The sequence below is a fragment of the Streptomyces sp. AB3(2024) genome (assembly GCF_041862025.1).
GTDB lineage: Bacteria > Actinomycetota > Actinomycetes > Streptomycetales > Streptomycetaceae > Streptomyces.
The window spans coordinates 1-16,187 of record NZ_JBGWAB010000071.1; the positions used below are offsets into that span (position 1 = coordinate 1).

17 protein-coding genes are annotated in these 16,187 nt (G+C 74.8%); 6 read left to right on the plus strand and 11 right to left on the minus strand.

Annotated elements, in window-relative coordinates; translation table 11 throughout:
* The 4 genes from ACEPPI_RS24775 to ACEPPI_RS24790 form a co-directional block, all read left to right on the plus strand.
* Nucleotides 1-489: PucR family transcriptional regulator (locus tag ACEPPI_RS24775; protein ID WP_373917460.1), on the plus strand; the 489-nt coding region annotated here is incomplete at its 5' end.
* A gap of 85 nt (nucleotides 490-574) precedes the next feature.
* The gene (locus ACEPPI_RS24780; protein WP_373917461.1) at nucleotides 575-1,519 is read left to right on the plus strand and encodes an ABC transporter ATP-binding protein; all 945 of its coding nucleotides are present in this window, start codon (nucleotides 575-577) and stop codon (nucleotides 1,517-1,519) included.
* The gene (locus tag ACEPPI_RS24785; RefSeq protein WP_373917462.1) at nucleotides 1,516-2,502 is read left to right on the plus strand and encodes an ABC transporter permease; all 987 of its coding nucleotides are present in this window, start codon (nucleotides 1,516-1,518) and stop codon (nucleotides 2,500-2,502) included. Before ACEPPI_RS24780 ends, ACEPPI_RS24785 begins: the two co-directional genes overlap by 4 nt.
* A 125-nt stretch (nucleotides 2,503-2,627) precedes the next feature.
* Nucleotides 2,628-3,011: a GntR family transcriptional regulator gene (locus tag ACEPPI_RS24790; protein WP_373917491.1), complete on the plus strand. Its 384-nt coding sequence runs from the start codon at nucleotides 2,628-2,630 to the stop codon at nucleotides 3,009-3,011.
* Nucleotides 3,012-3,083: 72 nt separating this feature from the next.
* Here the strand turns inward: ACEPPI_RS24790 and ACEPPI_RS24795 are convergent, their stop codons facing one another.
* Entirely contained in the window at nucleotides 3,084-3,887 is an 804-nt protein-coding gene (locus ACEPPI_RS24795) for a class I SAM-dependent methyltransferase (RefSeq protein ID WP_373917463.1), read from the minus strand.
* Nucleotides 3,888-3,924: 37 nt separating this feature from the next.
* Nucleotides 3,925-4,761 (minus strand): trans-aconitate 2-methyltransferase, encoded by an 837-nt coding sequence (locus tag ACEPPI_RS24800; RefSeq protein ID WP_373917464.1) that lies wholly within the window; start codon nucleotides 4,759-4,761, stop codon nucleotides 3,925-3,927.
* A 160-nt stretch (nucleotides 4,762-4,921) separates the two neighbouring features.
* Here ACEPPI_RS24800 and ACEPPI_RS24805 point away from each other — a divergent pair, with 160 nt between their 5' ends.
* A complete protein-coding gene (locus ACEPPI_RS24805) occupies nucleotides 4,922-6,043 on the plus strand; it encodes a sulfite oxidase (RefSeq protein WP_373917465.1) in 1,122 nt (373 codons plus the stop codon).
* A gap of 21 nt (nucleotides 6,044-6,064) precedes the next feature.
* On the opposite strand, the gene ACEPPI_RS24810 is transcribed toward ACEPPI_RS24805, so the two are convergent.
* The 8 genes from ACEPPI_RS24810 to ACEPPI_RS24845 all read right to left on the minus strand — a co-directional run bounded on the left by ACEPPI_RS24810 (nucleotide 6,065) and on the right by ACEPPI_RS24845 (nucleotide 13,884).
* Nucleotides 6,065-6,475 (minus strand): GNAT family N-acetyltransferase, encoded by a 411-nt coding sequence (locus ACEPPI_RS24810; RefSeq protein WP_373917466.1) that lies wholly within the window; start codon nucleotides 6,473-6,475, stop codon nucleotides 6,065-6,067.
* A gap of 115 nt (nucleotides 6,476-6,590) precedes the next feature.
* Nucleotides 6,591-7,016 carry a GNAT family N-acetyltransferase gene (locus tag ACEPPI_RS24815; RefSeq protein WP_373917467.1) on the minus strand — a complete coding sequence of 142 codons (426 nt, stop codon included), beginning with the start codon at nucleotides 7,014-7,016 and terminating at the stop codon, nucleotides 6,591-6,593.
* Nucleotides 7,017-7,287: 271 nt separating this feature from the next.
* A complete protein-coding gene (locus tag ACEPPI_RS24820) occupies nucleotides 7,288-8,034 on the minus strand; it encodes an SOS response-associated peptidase (RefSeq protein WP_373917468.1) in 747 nt (248 codons plus the stop codon).
* A gap of 58 nt (nucleotides 8,035-8,092) precedes the next feature.
* Nucleotides 8,093-10,663, minus strand: coding sequence for an FtsX-like permease family protein (locus ACEPPI_RS24825; RefSeq protein WP_373917469.1), 2,571 nt, complete (start codon nucleotides 10,661-10,663; stop codon nucleotides 8,093-8,095).
* On the minus strand, nucleotides 10,660-11,523 hold the full coding sequence (locus ACEPPI_RS24830; protein WP_373917470.1) for an ABC transporter ATP-binding protein: 864 nt from the start codon (nucleotides 11,521-11,523) through the stop codon (nucleotides 10,660-10,662). Before ACEPPI_RS24830 ends, ACEPPI_RS24825 begins: the two co-directional genes overlap by 4 nt.
* Nucleotides 11,520-11,804 carry an SHOCT domain-containing protein gene (locus ACEPPI_RS24835; protein ID WP_373917492.1) on the minus strand — a complete coding sequence of 95 codons (285 nt, stop codon included), beginning with the start codon at nucleotides 11,802-11,804 and terminating at the stop codon, nucleotides 11,520-11,522. The genes ACEPPI_RS24830 and ACEPPI_RS24835 overlap by 4 nt, the downstream gene beginning before the upstream one ends.
* A 212-nt stretch (nucleotides 11,805-12,016) precedes the next feature.
* Nucleotides 12,017-12,682, minus strand: a complete 666-nt coding sequence (locus ACEPPI_RS24840; protein WP_373917471.1) for a response regulator — start codon at nucleotides 12,680-12,682, stop codon at nucleotides 12,017-12,019.
* The gene (locus ACEPPI_RS24845) at nucleotides 12,679-13,884 is read right to left on the minus strand and encodes a sensor histidine kinase (protein WP_373917472.1); all 1,206 of its coding nucleotides are present in this window, start codon (nucleotides 13,882-13,884) and stop codon (nucleotides 12,679-12,681) included. The genes ACEPPI_RS24840 and ACEPPI_RS24845 overlap by 4 nt, the downstream gene beginning before the upstream one ends.
* Before the next feature lie 285 nt (nucleotides 13,885-14,169).
* Between ACEPPI_RS24845 and ACEPPI_RS24850 the strand changes: the two genes are divergently transcribed.
* Nucleotides 14,170-14,682, plus strand: coding sequence for a hypothetical protein (locus ACEPPI_RS24850; RefSeq protein ID WP_373917473.1), 513 nt, complete (start codon nucleotides 14,170-14,172; stop codon nucleotides 14,680-14,682).
* Between the two features lie 165 nt (nucleotides 14,683-14,847).
* Here the strand turns inward: ACEPPI_RS24850 and ACEPPI_RS24855 are convergent, their stop codons facing one another.
* Nucleotides 14,848-16,173, minus strand: coding sequence for a cytochrome P450 (locus tag ACEPPI_RS24855; RefSeq protein WP_373917474.1), 1,326 nt, complete (start codon nucleotides 16,171-16,173; stop codon nucleotides 14,848-14,850).
* Between the last annotated feature and the right edge of the window lie 14 nt (nucleotides 16,174-16,187).

The window sequence follows — 16,187 nt, forward strand, 5'->3', positions numbered from 1 at the left end:
CTCTGCCGATCTGTGGGCGGCCCGGTCACGGTCGGGGCGGCGCGCGCCGACGGCAGTCCCCGGGCACTGCCCTCCGCGCACGCCGAGGCCCTGCGCTGCCTGTCCACGCTGCGCGCGCTCGGGCGGGACGGGGACGGCGCCGCGCTCACGGAGCTCGGGTTCCTCGGCGTACTGCTGGGCGACCGGCCGGACCTGTCCGCCTACGTCCGGGACGTCCTCGGGCCGTTGCTGGAGTACGACGCCCGGCGCGGCAGCGACCTCGTCCACACGCTGCGGGTCTACTTCGACTCGGGCATGAGCCAGACCAGGGCCAAGGACGCCCTGCACGTGCACGTGAACACGGTCGTGCAGCGCCTGGACCGCATCGGACGTCTGCTGGGCCCCGGCTGGCAGTCGCCGGACCGGAGCCTGGAGCTCCAACTGGCCCTGCGCCTGCACCAGGTGTCCGGCGGGGCGGCCGCGGAGCCGTCCCCGCGGTCCCCCTCCTGACCTCCTCGACAGCGTGTTGACAGGGCTCCCCCCTGAGTCCATGATTCCACTAGTTATCTAGTGGACTGAAGGAAAGGGGGAAGCTGTGCGAGGCACGACCACCTCCGGCGCGGCGGACGCCCGATGGGCCCTCGAAGCGCGCGGGCTCGGCAAGAAGTACGGGCGGCGCTGGGCCCTGGAGGACTGCTCCTTCCGGGTCCCGGCGGGCCGCATCGCCGCGCTCGTCGGACCCAACGGCGCTGGCAAGAGCACCCTGCTGAACCTGGCGACCCGCCTGGCCGAGCCCTCGGCCGGCGAACTGCGGATCTTCGGCGCACCGGCCGACGAGCCCGGCACGATGGCCCGGTGGGCCTATCTCGGTCAGGACAAGCCGCTGTTCAAGAAGTTCACCGTGGAACAGACCCTGCGGATGGGCCGGGAACTGAACCCGGGCTGGGACCAGCAGGCGGCCGAGCGGATCGTCCGGTCCGGCCAGATACCGCTCGGGGCCCGGGTCGAGACCCTGTCGGGCGGTCAGCGCACCCGCGTGGCCTTCGCGCTCGCCTTCGGAAAGCGGCCCGAACTCCTGCTGCTGGACGAGCCCATGGCCGATCTGGACCCGGTCGCGCGGGACGAGATCGGCGCCCTGCTGCTGTCCGAGGCGGCCGAGCACGGCACGACCGTACTGATGTCCTCGCACCTGCTCAGCGAGATCGAGGACATGTGCGACTACCTTCTCGTCCTCGCCGACGGCCGCGTCCGCATGGCGGGTGAGGCCGACGAGCTGGTCCCGATGCACACACTGGTGACCGGAGTGACCGACGAGGGCGCCCTGCCCGCGGCCCTGAACGCCCACACGGTGATCGAAGTACGCACCTCCGGACGCCACTTCACCGCCCTGGTCCGGCGCCAGGGACCGCTGGAGGGTGCCTGGCAACTGTCCGAACCCGGGATGGAGGAGGTACTGCTCGCCTACCTCCGCTCCCCCGCGGCCCCCGCGCTGCTCTCCCCCACCGCCGCCCCCGACCACCGAGAGGAGTCCGCCGCATGAGCACGCTCACCCAAGGCGCTTCCGGCAGGCGTGCCGCGTCCGTCCCGACCCGCAGGCTGCGCGGACTCGCCTGGCTCATGACCCGCCAGCACCGTACGGCCCTCATCGCGTGCGCCGCGGCCACCGTCCTCGGCGCGGCCTGGATCGTGTACCAGCGCGGGGCGATGCTGGACGCCCTGCACGGCGCCGGCTGGCCCGGGAAGCCCGGGGCGGAGGTCGACGGCAACATCGTCAACGCGATCACCAACGACCTGGACTCCGCCGGCAGCGCACTGGCCTTCCTGCCCGTACTGCTGGGCGTGTTCCTCGGCGCCCCGCTGATCTCCGCCGACCAGGAGAACGGCACCGCGCGGCTCGTCACGACCCAGTCGGTCTCCCGTACCCGGTGGCTGGTGTGGAAGGTGGGCTTCGCCCTGACCCTCGCCACGGCGACGACGGGCGTCCTGGGGCTCGCCTACGCCTGGTGGTGGCGCTCCGCCGGCCCGTTCGTGGCCAACGACTGGCTGAACCACTCGGTGTTCGCGGTCACCGGCCCCTCCGCGGTCGCCACGGCCCTGTTCACCACCTCCCTCGGAATCCTGGCCGGGGCGCTGCTGCGCCGCACCGTGGCTTCCATGGCCTCCACCTTCCTGGTCTCGGGCGTCGTCCTCCTCGCGGCGGAGATCCTCAGGCCCCGTCTCGACTCCCCCAGGCGGCTCGCCTACCCGCTCGACGCCCAACGGCCCGCCCTGCTCGACCACGTGATCGTGGTGGACGAGTGGTTCGCGACCGCGTCCGGGAAGCTCTACGGCTGGGGCACCTGCGCGCACGACAGCGCGCCGGAGAACTGCCGGAGCGCCCTCGGCATCGTCGACCGGGTCGCGGACCACTACACCAAGGACCAGATGGCGGGCATGCAGTGGACCGCCGCGGCGGGGTTCGTCGTACTCGCCGCCGCGCTCGTCGGCGCGCTCCTGTGGCGGGCCCGGCGCCGCGCCCTGTAGACGGCCGCGGGCGGAGGGCCGCCGCGGGCCGTCGCGGCCCCGTCGAAGCCCTAGGCTGGAAGAACCCACGAAGGATCAAGGAGGCGGGCACCGTGGTCGTGTTTCGCATCGAACGCCGCAGCGGCATGCCCGCCTACCTCCAGATCGTCCACCAGGTGGAGCAGGCGCTCCGCATGGGCGCCCTGACCGAGGGGGACAAACTTCCCACCGCGGCACAGGTCGCAGCCACCACCAAGGTGAACCCGAACACCACCCTCAAGGCCTACCGCGAACTGGAACGGCTGGAGCTGGTCGAGGTGCGGCAGGGCTCGGGCACCTTCATCACCCGCTCGCTGGCCACCCCGCAGACCGCACCCGAGTCCCCGTTGCGGGGCCGGCTCGGGGAGTGGATGCGGGAGGCGCGGGAGCAGGGGATGACGGCGGACGACGTCACGACGCTGTTCGACACCGTGCTCGGGGAGGCCTACCCGGGGATCACGCCGCGGCCCGCGCACGTCCCCGCGAACTGACCGGGCAGCAGCCCCGCCGCCGGCGGTGCCGGGCCGATTGTCCGGCGTTCGGTGTGGACGGGACTCCGCTGGTCAGACCGCCAGCGCGGTGGTGACCACCAGGGGCGGCCGCTCGCGCTCCGCCGTCCAGTGACGGGCGCGCAGGAGTGCCGGGTCGGCGAGGGACTGCGCCTCCTCCACCGTGGGGTGATGCTGGGCTACCTCCCGGAATCCCGCGCTCTCCAGAAGCTCCGGATAGATCCCGGGGGGCCAGGCGTGATTGCGCACCTCCTGCCAGGTCCCGTCCGTGCGTTGCAGCCGTACGGTCAGCTCGTCGCCCGGTCCGTACACCTCGCCCGGCTCGCCGATCCTCAGGGAGGCGTACTCCCGGCCGGTGCAGGCGGGATCGGTGGCCAGCAGCACGAAGGGGGCGCCGGGGCGCAGCAGGCGGCGGATCTCGGTGAAGACGCCGAGGACGGCCTGTTCGTCGGGCAGCGACGCGATCACGTGGTTGCACATCACCGCGTCCGCGCAGCCGTCCGCCAGGCCGGTCGCCCGCCCGTCCTCGACCAGGTGGAACTCCGCCACGGCGGTGCCCGCGGCCCGGGCCAGCTCCAGCATCTCGGGCGAGGTGTCCACTCCCACCACCCGGACCCCCAGCACCCGGGCCGCGCGGTCGGCGACCGTGCCGGGGCCGCAGCCGTAGTCCACGAGGACGTCACCGCCGCGGATCCTGCGGGCGAGCGCCCTGAAGACGAACGGATAGCCGAGCAGCCAGTCCGTGGCCGCCTCCACCGCCGCGAAGGCCTCCGCCCCCGCCCGTCCGGACCACGCGGCGTTCCCGTTGCCGTTCCCGCTCCCGCCCGTCTGTCCGCTCTTGCGCGACCTGTCGTTCACAGCCCCACTATCGGCCCACCGGGGCCGCGCCGCAGGACTACGACACGGCGTCCCGCACCGGGGGCGCCGTCCGGGAGGCGCGGGCGGTCCGGGAGGTGCCGGCCGTCCGGAGCGTGCGGGCGAGGAGCAGGTCGCTGAAGTGGTCCATGGCGATGCCCCCGCCGTGCGCGTCCAGCACCCGGGCGGTGTCGGCGAGGACCCGCTCGCGGTGGTCCGGGGCCAGGACCCGGTAACGGGAGAGGGAGGCCAGGTAGCCCAGGTAGCGGTCGGTGTCGTAGTACCGGTCCTCGCGGAAACGGACCTCGTACAGGTCGGTGAGCCGGCCGTCGGCGCGGCACTCGGCCGCCGGCCAGCCCGGCGTCCCGGCCCAGTCGCCCGGGGCCCGACCGTAGGAAGAGGCGAGTTCGCCGTGCGGCGCACCCGTGATCCCGTGGCGGGCGTCGACCTCGGCCAGCGCCGCGTGCAGGTGCGGTTCGCGCACGCCCTGCGGGTTCCAGAACAGGGCCAGCGCGCCGCCCGGGTCGAGCGCCTCTCGGGCCAGGTCCACGCGTCGCGCCGGATCGAGCCAGTGCCGGGAGGTGGCGGCGTAGAGGAGCGCGAAGCGGCGCCCGTCGCGCCGCCATTCCTCGAAGCCGCCGGCCTCGACCCGTACCCGCGGGAAGCGGGCGGTGTTGCGGCGCAGCACCTCGGCCATGCGCGGATCGGGTTCCACGCAGACCAGCGTGGTGCCCGCCTCGGCGAACGGCACCGTGGCCTTGCCCGTGCCCGCGCCGACCTCCACCGCCGGGCGCTCCCCCGGCTCCGCGTACTCCAGCACCCGGGCCAACAGCGCGTCCGCGTACCCGGGGCGGGAGGCGTCGTAGAGTTCGGCCACCTCTCCGAACACCTGGGCGCGCGCCCTGTCGACCGGTCCCTCCCCGTCCGTTCCCGTTCCCGTCCCCATCGCGGTGCCCCCCCCCTCAACTCGGCCGATCGGCAAGGCGTCACCCTAGTCCCGGGGTGCCGGGGCCGGTGGCGCGCGCGACCATGGAGGTATGGACACGGTCCTGAGCGGGATCAGCGTCCCGGGGCGGCTGGCGGCCGAGGACGAGGACATAGGGGCGGAGGAGCTGGCGCTCGCCGCCCGCAACCACGGGCTGCCCCTGGAGGCCCTGCGCTACGAGCTCACGCCGGCCGGGCTGCACTACGTACTGGTGCACTACGACATCCCGGCCGCGGACCCCGGCACCTGGCGGCTGACGGTCGGCGGGCGGGTCCGCCGGCCGCTGGCACTGGACCTTGCGGCCCTGCGCGCGCTGCCGGCGGTCACGCACCGGGTCACGATGGAGTGCGCGGGCAACGGCCGGGCACGTCTGCTGCCCCGGCCCGTCAGCCAGCCCTGGCTGGTCGAAGGGGTGGGCACGGCCGACTGGACCGGGGTGCCGCTGCGGACGGTGCTCGCCGAGGCCGGGGTGGGGCCGGAGGCCGTCGAGGCGGTGTTCACGGGAGCCGACCACGGCGTGGAGCGCGGGGTCGAGCAGGACTACGCGCGCAGCCTGCCGGTGACCGTGGCGACCGGCACGGAGCCGGAAGTGCTGCTCGCGTACGCGATGAACGGCGGGCCGCTGCCGCCGCAGCACGGGTTTCCGCTGCGGCTGGTGGTGCCGGGCTGGTACGGGATGGCGCACGTGAAGTGGCTGCGGGACATCACGCTGTCCGACGTGCCCTTCGAGGGGTTCCAGCAGGCGGTGGCCTACCGCTACCGGCGCGACCCCGAGGACCCCGGGGGGCCGGTGACGCTGATCGCACCGCGCGCCCTGATGGTTCCGCCGGGGTTCCCCGACTTCATGTCCCGCCTGCGCGTCGTGCGCGCGGGTCCCGTACCTCTGGAGGGGCGCGCCTGGTCGGGGCACGGGCCGGTCACCCGGGTGGAGCTGAGCTGCGACGGGGGCCGGACGTGGGCGGACGCCGCGGTGGAGCCGGGTGCGCGGGACGGCCGGCCCCGCGGGGCGTGGCAGGCCTGGCACGGCGTGTGGAGGGCCGTGCCGGGCCGGTACGTCCTGATGGCGCGGGCGACGGACGCCACGGGCCGCACCCAGCCGCTCGGACAGACGTGGAACCGCGGGGGCTTCGGCAACAACGCCGTCCAGCGGGTGCCCGTCCTGTGCCGCGGGTGAGCGTCGCGGCGGGCGCCGGGCTCACTCCTCGGGACCGTCGAGGGTCCAGGCGGAGTGGTGCGCGGTGAACCCGACGCGGGGGTAGTAGTCGACGGCCGCCGGGGCGGCGAGCAGGATGATCGTCGCCTGCGGGGCGGCTTCGCCGGTGACCCGGATCAACTCGCGCCCGACGCCCTCGGACTGGTGGGCGGCGTCGACGGCGAGGTCGCTGAGGTAGGTCGCGTACGCGCCGTCGGTGACCGACCGGGCAATGCCGATGAGGTGTCCCTCGTCGGTGCGGGCCGTGACGACCAGGTTGGCGCCGGCCAGCATTCGCGTGAACCGCTCCACGTCGTCGACCGGGCGGCGCTCGGCGAGCGTCGACGCCCGGTAGAGGCCGATGACCTCCTCGACGTCGAGGGCGGATCCGACGACGCGCTCACAGGACCACATGCGGATGACTCTCCTCGGTGCACGACGCCCGCACGGCTGCGGGCTCTCGACCATGATCGTACGAGCTGCCGGTCGCACCCGACCGCCCCTGCGGCCGCCCCCTGACGCCCCTGCCTCAGAGCAGACGGGCCATGCCCACCGATGCCGGGGCCGGATCCACGAAGCCGAACTTCGCGTAGAGGTGCCGGGCGTCGCCGTCGGCCATGAGGGACACGTACGTTCCCTTCGGCGCACGCCGCTCCAGCTCTGCGGTGAGCTCGGCCATGATCAGCTTGCCGAGGCCCTGCCCCTGGTGCTCCGGGAGCACGCAGATGTCGACGACCTGGAGGAAGCACCCGCCGTCGCCGACGATCCGGCCCATGCCGACGGTGTCGCCGTGGTGGGCGACGGTGACGCAGTGCCAGGAGTTCGGCAGCCCGATCGCCGAACCCTCGACGCTCTTGGCGCCGAGCCCGGTCGCGCCGCGCAGCATCCGGTAGGTCGCGACGTCCGGGACGCCCGGCACGATCTCGTAGGCGGCGTTCTCGTTCCCCGTGGTCATGTCTTCGCCTCGCGTGTGTCCGTGAAGGTGCGGATGGGAGTTGTCGGTCGGGGCGAGCGTCTCACGGACCACTGACAACACGGCCGGCCGGCCGCCGGTGGTGGACCATCCGGTGAGCGGCATTCCCGGCCCGCCGTCGGGTACGCGCTGTCCGGCGGGACCTCGTCGAATCGGTGGCCGTGGCCACGGTCCTGGGGGGACAGGACGTTCGCGGCGCTGCGCAGGCCGGCCCGGACGGACGCCTCCGCCCGCGCCCAGGAGGCGCGCGGGGTCAGCGGGTCCGGGTGACCACCGGGTCGTCCAGGAGCTCGGGGCCGTTGTTGCGGACGCTGTTCACCGCCGTGCCGACCGCGCGGACCTCCAGGCGGCCTTCGGCGGGGGTGGCGAGGAGGGTGCGCACGGCGTGCGGGTCCTGGTGCGCGGGGTCCAGCCAGGCGTCGTAGTCGGCGGGGGCGAGGGCCAGCGGCATCCGGGGGTGGACCCGGCCGGCGGCGTCGGTGGCCTCGGTGGTGATCACGGTGCAGGTCGCCCACCAGGCGGCCGGGTCGTCCCCGTCCGTTACGGCGGGGTCGCGCCAGAACTCGTACAGACCGGCCATCGCCATCACCGCGCCGTCCTGGGGGCTGATGAAGTAGGGCTGCTTGTACGCCTTGGCGGTGGCGGTCGCCGGGACGGCCAGCCATTCGTAGAAGCCGTCGGCGGGAAGCAGGCAGCGGCGTCTGGCGTAGGCGCGGCGGTAGGCCGGCTTCTCGGCGACCGTTTCTACGCGGGCGTTGATCATCCGCGCCGCGCCGCCCGGGTCCTTGGACCAGGACGGCACCAGACCCCAGCGCAGCGGCCGCAGCCGGCGTTCCAGGAGCCCGGTCTCGTGGTCGGCGCGCTCCAGTACCGCCCACACGGGATCGGTCGGGGCGACGTTCCAACTGGGCGGGACCACCGCGTCGGGGCCCGGCGCGGCGGCCCCGAACAGGCCGGTCAGGTCCTCGGGGCTGCGGGTGGAGACGTATCGGCCGCACATGCCTCCAGCCTGCCACGCGGACCTCCGCCGGGCGGGGCGGCGCGGTGCCTCACGCCGGCTATTCCGCGGCGACGGCGGGCAGGATGTCCAGGCGGGCCGCCCGATGGGCAGGGTGCAGGCCTGCGAGGATGCCGGCCGCCGGTCCCGCCAGGGCGACCACCGCGAGCTGCGCCGACGGCAGGGCGAAGGCGAGGGCGCTGTCCTGCGCGCTCGCCGAGGCCGTCACCAGGACCCGGCCGAGGAGGACGCCGAGGAGCAGGCCGGCCGCCGTGCCGAAGGCGGCCACCAGCACCGACTCCCAGCGGATCATCGCCCGTAGCTGGGCCCGGGTCTGGCCGACGGCGCGCAGGAGTCCCAGCTCGCGGGTGCGTTCGTGCACCGCGAGGGTGAGGGTGTTGGCGATGCCGAGCAGGGCGATGAGCACGGCGAGGGCGAGGAGGGCGTAGACGAGGGTGAGCATCATGTCGATGCCGCCCGCCGAGGAGGCGGCGTATTCCGCCCGGGTCTGGACCTCCGGGCCGCCGTACCGGGCGGCCGTACGCTCCACCGCGGCCGTGCCGTCCGCCGTGGACACCCCGTCCCGGAAGGTGACGGAGACCAGGGTGTCGGAGTCCTGGGCGCGGTGCGGGGCCCAGGCCGCGCGGGTGATCAGGTAGTCGCCGGCGAGGTCGGGGCGGTCGTAGACGGCACGGACCGTGAACGGGAGCTTCTGCCCGTCGGTGAAGGCGAGTTCGAGGCCGCTGCCCGGCCGCCAGCCGTGCCGGCCGGCTTCCTTCGCGCTGACCGCGATGCCGTCCGTACCGAGGGAATCGAGGCGTCCCTCCACCGTGCCGAGGTCGAGGCCGACGGCGAGGGCGGCCGGGTCGGTGACCGTCAGGGCGTGGCCGGAGCCGTCGACCTCCGCGACTCCCCTGCCGAGGCCCACAGCGCTCCTCACCTCGGGCAGGGCCGCGACGGCGGGCGCCAACGCGGGGCTGAGGCCGCTGCCGCCCGACCCGAACGCGGGGGCGCTGATGGCGACGTCACCGGCGAAGGAGCGGGACACCGTCCGGTCCATGGTGGCCTTGAGGGAGGCCCCGAACACCGCGAAGAGGCTGACGACGGCGACTCCGATCATCAGTGCGGTCGCGGTGGCCGCCGTCCGTCCCGGGTCGCGTGCGGCGTTGCGTCCCGCGAGGGCTCCGGGGACCCCGCGCAGCCGGCGCAGGGGATCCGCGAGGATCCGTACGGCGTACGAGGACGTCACCGGTCCGAGGACGACGAACGCGGCGGTCGCCAGTACCGCCCCCGTCCCCGACAGCCACGGCGACGGCGCGGCCAGGACCCCGGCCAGGACCGCCGCGAGGGCGGCGGCGCCGAGCGCGACGCCGGCGAGCGTGCGGGCCCGCGAGGTCCCGGAGCGGTCCACCGTGCTCTCGCGCAGGGCCGCGAGGGGCGCCGTGCGGCCCGCCCGGACGGCAGGTGCCAGCGCGGAGCCGAGGCAGACGGCGACGCCGACGCCGAGCGGGAGCAGCAGTGAGGTGGTACTGACGACCAGGTCCCCTTCGGGGAAGGGGAACCCGAGGGCCGGGAAGAGCGCCCGCAGGCCCGCCGCGACGCCGAGGCCGCCGAGCAGGCCGGCCACCGAGGCGACGACCCCGACCACCGCGGCCTCGGCCAGGGTGCCGGCGAGGATCTGGCGGCGGGCGGCGCCGAGGGCGCGGAGCAGGGCGTTCTCGCGGGTGCGCTGGGCGACGACGATCGCGAAGGTGTTGTGGATGCCGAAGGTGGCGACGAGCAGGGCGATGCCGGAGAAGACCAGCAGCAGGGTGGTGAACAGGCCGAGGAACCGGCCCGAGATCATCTCGGTGTTCTCCTCGGCCGCCTCCTGTCCGGTGATGGCCTCGACGCCCTGCGGCAGCACCGGGCCGAGGACCTCCACCAGCCGGCGCTGGGTGGTACCGGGGGCGGCCCGGACCAGGAGGGAGGCCGCCCGGCCGGGGCCTGCGGTGAGGTACTTCTCGGCGTCCGCGCGGGTCATCGCGGTGTACGTGACCTGCCCCATGCCGTCGGCGCCGCCGAAGGTGGCCAGGCCGACGACGGTGACGCGGACCGGGTCGGGGGTGCGCAGCACGGTCGTGTCGCCGACCGCGAGGCCGCCCCGTACGGCGGCTCCCCGGTTGACGACGACCTCCCCGGTGCGCTGCGGTGCGCGGCCTTCGGCCAGGCGGTACGGGTTGAGGCGGGGGTCCGTGATCCAGTTCCCGGCGAGGGTGGGCGGGCCCTGGCCGCCGACCGGTCGGCCGTCCTTGCCGAGGAGTTGTCCGGCTCCCTGGATGTCGGGCTCGACGGCGGCCACGCCGGGGACGGCGCGGAGCCGGTCCGCGAGGTCGGCGGCGACCGTCTGGCGGCTGCCCCGGTCCTGGCCGGGGACGGTGACGACGCGCGAGCCGCGCACGACGGCGTCGGTGCCGCTCGCGGCGCCCGCGAACATGCTGTCGAAGCTCGCGCGGAGGGTGTCGCCCATGACCAGGGTTCCGGCGAGGAAGGCGACGCCCAGGAGGGCGGCCGTGAAGGTTCCGGCGAAGCGGCGTCTGCGGGCGCGCAGCGAGGCGGTGGCCAGCCGCAGGGTGGTGCGGGCCGCACTCATGGCGTCCGCCTTCCGGGGCGTGCGACCGCGTCCGTGGCGGTGCGGGTGTCCACGGCGCCGAAGGTCTCCGCGGTGCCGGGGGTGTCGGAGGTGTCGGACGTGTCGAAGGCTTTGAGGCGGTCCAGGACGCGGTCGGCGGTCGGGGCCGCCATCCGGTCGACGAGGCGGCCGTCGGCGAGGAAGAGGACCTCGTCGGCGTGGGCGGCGGCGACCGGGTCGTGGGTGACCATGACGACCGTACGGCCCATCTCGCGCACCGCCCGTCCGAGGAGGCCGAGCACCTCCTGGCCCGCGCGGGAGTCGAGGTTCCCGGTCGGTTCGTCGGCGAAGACCACCTCGGGGTCGCCGACGAGGGCGCGGGCCACGGCCACGCGCTGTTGCTGGCCCCCGGAGAGCTCGGCGGGCCGGTGGTGGAGGCGGTCGCAAAGCCCGACGACGTCGATCAGGGTGTCCAGCCGGGCGGCGTCGGGCCGGATGCCCGCGAGGTCCAGGGGGAGGGTGATGTTCTCGGCGGCGGTGAGGGTGGGGACCAGGTTGAAGGCCTGGAAGACGAAGCCGACGCGCTCGCGGCGCAGCAGGGTGAGCCCCCGGTCGTCGAGGGCGCCGAGTTCGGTGCCGCCGATGTGGGCGGAGCCGGAGGTCAGGGTGTCGAGTCCGGCGGCGCAGTGCATGAGGGTGGACTTGCCGGATCCGGAGGGTCCCATGATGGCGGTGAAGCGGCCGGCCGGGAAGGTGGTGCTGACCCCGTCGAGGGCCCGTACCTCGGTGTCGCCGCGGCCGTAGACCTTGACCGCGTCGACGACGCGGGCGGCGGCGCGTTCGCCGCCGCCCGATGCGGTGGCGGTGGTGGCGGGGCTCATGCGGCGCCGTCCCGGAGGGAGCGGCCGAACTGCTCGTCGAGGACGGACAGCCGGCGCCAGTACTCGTCCTCGTCGATCTCTCCGGAGGCGAAGCGCCGTCCCAGGACCGCGATGGGGGAGTGCCCGCCGTACGCGGCGCCCCGGTTCTGCCGCGGTCCGCGCCGGCCGCCGCGCCACACGGTGCGGCGCAGCACGGTGACGACGGTGATCACGACCGCCGCCCACACCAGGGGGAAGAGCAGCAGCCAGGGGGCGGGCCCGTCGTGGGCGAGGGTGGTCAGGGTGGTGTCCATGTCGGTTCGGCTCCTCGGAAGCGGGTGGTTCTCGTCTCGCTTCCGAGCCTCGCTCCGGGAGAGGGTCCGGGTCGTCGTACGGCCGGCTGCACCGGGGTTGCTTCCCGGGGAGTACCCCCGGCGCCCGGCCCCGGCGGGGTGGGCCGTGGGCCGTGCGCCGCGGACCGTGCGCAGCGCCGTGGGCCCGCAGGCCGTGGGCCTCAGCCGAGCCAGCCGGGCCGGACCAGCCCGGATTCGTAGGCCAGGACGACGAGTTGGGCGCGGTCCCGGGCGCCGAGCTTGACCATGGTCCGGCTGACGTGCGTCTTCGCGGTGAGCGGGCTGACGACCAGCCGGCGGGCGATCTCCTCGTTGGACAGCCCCATGCCGACCAGGGCCATCACCTCGCGCTCCCGCCCGGTGAGCCGCTCCAGGCCCGCCGCGGATGCGGGCTGTCTGGAGCGGGCCGCGAACTCCGCGATCAGACGGCGCGTGACACCGGGGGACAGCAGGGCGTCGCCGTCCGTCACCGCCCTGACCGCGCGCAGCAGTTCCTCCGGTTCGGTGTCCTTGACGAGGAAGCCGGAGGCGCCGGAGCGAATGGCTTCGAAGACGTACTCGTCGAGTTCGAAGGTGGTCAGCATGACCACCCGCACGGCGGACAGGGTCCCGTCCCCGGTGATCGACCGGGTCGCGGCGAGTCCGTCGAGGCCCGGCATCCGGATGTCCATGAGGACCACGTCGGGGCGCAGGGCCCGGACCAGCCGTACCGCTTCCTCGCCGTCCGACGCCTCGCCCACCACCTCGATGTCGCCCTGGGCGTCGAGCAGGGCCCGGAACCCTGCCCGGACGAGCAGCTGGTCGTCGGCGAGCAGGACGCTGATCACGGTTCCTCCTGGAGCGGGGCGGCCGTCGGCGGGAGTCTCGCGATCACCCGGAAGCCGCCGTCCGGGCGGGGACCGGCCTCGATGGTGCCACCCAGGGCGGCGGCCCGCTCGCGCATTCCGGCGAGGCCGTTGCCGCTGCCGCCCGCGGGGTTCCCGGTGGGCGGGCCGTCGTCGTCCACCCGTAGTTCGAGGCCGTCCGGCCGCCAGGCGAGGCGGATGCGGGCGGTGCGCGAGCCGGAGTGCCGCACCACGTTGGTCAGGGCCTCCTGGAGAATGCGGAAGGCGGCGAGGTCCGCGCCGGGGGGCAGGGTCCGGGGCCGTCCCTCGGTGGCGGCAGTGGCGGTCAGGCCGGCGGCCGCGGCCTGTTCGAGGAGTTCGGGGAGGCGGTCCAGGCCCGGGGCGGGCGCGCGCGGCGCGGCGCCGGGAGCCCGGAGGGTGTCGAGGACCTGGCGGACCTCGCCGAGCGCCTCCTTGCTGGCCGCCTTGATCGTGGTGAGCGCCGTGCGCGCCCGCTCGGGGTCGGTGTCGAGCAGGGCCAGGCCGACCCCCGCCTGGACGTTGATCACGGAGATGCTGTGGGCGAGGACGTCGTGGAGCTCGCGGGCGATGCGCAGCCGCTCCTCGTCGGCCCGGCGGCGGGCGGCCGCCGCCCGCTCGAACCGCTCGCGGGACCACTGCTCGCGGCGGACGCGGACCAGTTCGAAGACGGCGAGCATGGCGAGGGTCCAGGCGGTGATGCCCAGCTCCTGCGTCCAGGGCGCCGGGCCGTCCCCGGCGGGCGGCAGCCACCGGTAGAGCCAGTGCCCGATGAGCAGGTGACCGGTCCACAGCAGTGCCACGGCCCCCCAGGCGGCCCGGCGGTGACCGGAGACGACGGCGGCGAAACAGGCCACGGCCAGGCTGATGAAGACGGGGCCGTAGGGGTACCCGGCTCCGAGGTAGACCAGGGTGACGGCACTCACCCCGTAGACCACGGCCACGGGGTGGCGGTGGCGCACGATCAGCAGGGCCGGCCCGAGCAGGAGCAGGATCCGGGCCCATACGTCGAGCGGCATGCGACCGCTCTGCGCCTGCGCGGCCCATCCGGACCCGACCTGTGCCAGGACGGCGACGAGCAGCGCGGAGCGCCGGCCCGAGCCCCGCCCGGCTCCTTCCGCCCATCGTCGCCACGGCGGACCGTGGCGTTCGCGCTGCTGTTCCATGACCATCACGCTAGAGGTGGGCCCGTGTCACCGGCGTCACCCCGGCGTAGCGTCTTCGGTGTACTCCCCCGGTAGTACACCCGAGTACGCCACGCCCCTCCCCGCGCGCCCCGCGCTCGCCGCACGCCCACACCCGCACCCTCGGAGCGCGCCCGGCGGCGCAGCACGATCCGGCCAATCTCTGATGTGCACATGACATATCAAGACCCCTGTGGGACATTCCGTGACGCACTCCGCACCGGCCTCGCACCACACCCCCACAAGGACGTGTCAAGGAGGAGCGACATGCTGCACCTCACGCAGCCGCACCGGACGAAGCTCGCCGTCGCGGCACTGGCGCTCGCGGCCACCGTCGCCGGCGTGACGGCCGCCACCGCGTCACCCACCGCCGACCAGAAGGTCGACGGCGTCATCGTCGTCGCGGGCAATACCTGCGGCTGGACCAACGCACGGACCAGCGCCAATCCCCCCGCCGCCCTCACCGTTGACCGCAGCAGCATCAACAAGCCCGGCGGCAACCTCACCTGTGACGGGAGCATCACCGCCTCCCTCAACAACAACCCGGCCTTCACCTTCGACGACACCGCCGCGACCGCCCGGACCGACCTGATCGACATCACCGGGCAGCAGAGCTTCGTCTCCTGCCGCTACAAGGCCGCCAACATCGTGTGGGACCGCGACGGGACGACGAGGAAGTACGTCAACAGGGCCTTCACCGCCACCAAGACCTCGGGCAGCTTCCTGTGCCCGGGCTCCGTCACCACGGCGGCCGGGGGCGCCTCCATGCTCTTCCACTGACCGGCCGCCGGGCCCGCCCGCACCCGCTCCGGCCGGTCCGCCGCCGGGGCGGGCGCGAGCGGGCCCGGACCGCGACCCCGGACCACCCGGACCACCCGGACCACCCGGACCACGACCGTGCCGCCCGGACCACGACCGTGCCCCGCAAGGGCCGCCGCCCCGGGATCAGCCCAGCGTTGCGGGCGTGGGGCCGTCGGGACGGACCGTGATGCTGTACGCGGCCCCCTCCGGGACGGAGCGCAAGCGCGGTGCGCGGGCGGGCAGCAGGTGCTCCAGGAGGACGGTCGACTCCAGGAGGGCGAACCGCAGGCCCAGGCAGGCCCGCGGTCCCATGCCGAACGGGAGGTAGCTCCCCGGGTGGACGGGGCGCCGGCCTGGGACGGTGAAGCGCGCCGGGTCGAACCGCCCCGGATCCTCCCACACCCCCGGGTCGCGGTGCGTGAGGTAGGGGCAGACCAGGACGTCCGTGCCGGCCGGGATCCGGTACCCGCAGAGGACGTCGTCGCGCGCCGCGCTGCGCGGCAGCATCCAGGCGGACGGGTAGAGGCGCAGGGTCTCGTGGACGAGGGCCTGCACCGCCCGCCGCCGCTCCGGTGAGCCTTCGGGGCCCGCGGCCAGGGCCCGTTCCCGCGCCCACGGGTTCCGGTCGAGCAGCAGGTGGAGCCAGGTCAGGGTGGTGGCGGTGGTCTCGTGAACGGCGACCAGGAGGGTGACCAGCTCGTCACGGACCAGCCGGTCGGTGTACTCGGGGCGCGTTCCCGCCGCGTCGAGCAGCACGTGCAGCAGGCCCGGGCCGTCGGGTCCGGCCGTGCCGTCGCGGGCGGCCTCGACGGCGCGGCTCGCCACGGCGTCGATCCGGGCCAGCTCGGCGGCGACGGCCCCCCGGGCGGCGCCCCCGTCGGCCGGCAGGGTGGGCAGCTCGGCCACCACGTGTGCCACGGCGCCCAGTTCGCGCTCGGTCGCGAGGTCGAGGGGATGTCCGGTCAGGGACCGCCAGATGGTGTCCAGGGCGAAGCGGCGCATCTCGTCGCCGAGGTCGAAGACCCGGCCGGTACGGGCGTACCCGGCCCAGCGCGCCGCGGCGGTCCGGGCGGCCCCGGTGATCCGCCGTTCGTAGCGGCGCATCCCCCGGCCCGTGAACTGGGACTGCAGCAGACGCCGCTGCCGCTGCCACGCGTCGCCGGTGGCGGCCAGGACCCCGTCGCCGATCAGCAGCCGGGCCCGGTGCGAGCGTTTGACGTACCGGTCCGGACGGAGCGCGAGTACGTGCTGGACGGCCTGCGGCGCGGTGACGAGGACCGCCGGGCCGGAACCGGCGGCGAGGTCCAACGCCGCGATGCCGCCGAGCCGTTCGCGCGCCAGGGTGAAGAGGTCGATCGGTTCCCCTCCCCCGGCCCTCCACTCGGCGACGAGGACGGGGTCGAGCTCGGGAACCCGGCGGTCCGCCGGGGACGGAACGGGGAGGCGGCCGGAGCCGGCGTCGGTGGCCACGGTGGGCTCCTGTT

What these genes read in the sequence shown, in the direction of transcription:
- ACEPPI_RS24785 (WP_373917462.1), top strand. Translation starts at nt 1,516, where the DNA reads ATGAGCACGCTCACCCAAGGCGCTTCCGGCAGGCGTGCCGCGTCCGTC.
- ACEPPI_RS24790 (WP_373917491.1), top strand. Translation starts at nt 2,628, where the DNA reads ATGCCCGCCTACCTCCAGATCGTCCACCAGGTGGAGCAGGCGCTCCGC.
- ACEPPI_RS24805 (WP_373917465.1), top strand. Translation starts at nt 4,922, where the DNA reads ATGGACACGGTCCTGAGCGGGATCAGCGTCCCGGGGCGGCTGGCGGCC.
- ACEPPI_RS24810 (WP_373917466.1), bottom strand. Translation starts at nt 6,475, where the DNA reads ATGTGGTCCTGTGAGCGCGTCGTCGGATCCGCCCTCGACGTCGAGGAG.
- ACEPPI_RS24815 (WP_373917467.1), bottom strand. Translation starts at nt 7,016, where the DNA reads ATGACCACGGGGAACGAGAACGCCGCCTACGAGATCGTGCCGGGCGTC.
- ACEPPI_RS24820 (WP_373917468.1), bottom strand. Translation starts at nt 8,034, where the DNA reads ATGTGCGGCCGATACGTCTCCACCCGCAGCCCCGAGGACCTGACCGGC.
- ACEPPI_RS24825 (WP_373917469.1), bottom strand. Translation starts at nt 10,663, where the DNA reads ATGAGTGCGGCCCGCACCACCCTGCGGCTGGCCACCGCCTCGCTGCGC.
- ACEPPI_RS24830 (WP_373917470.1), bottom strand. Translation starts at nt 11,523, where the DNA reads ATGAGCCCCGCCACCACCGCCACCGCATCGGGCGGCGGCGAACGCGCC.
- ACEPPI_RS24845 (WP_373917472.1), bottom strand. Translation starts at nt 13,884, where the DNA reads ATGGAACAGCAGCGCGAACGCCACGGTCCGCCGTGGCGACGATGGGCG.
- ACEPPI_RS24850 (WP_373917473.1), top strand. Translation starts at nt 14,170, where the DNA reads ATGCTGCACCTCACGCAGCCGCACCGGACGAAGCTCGCCGTCGCGGCA.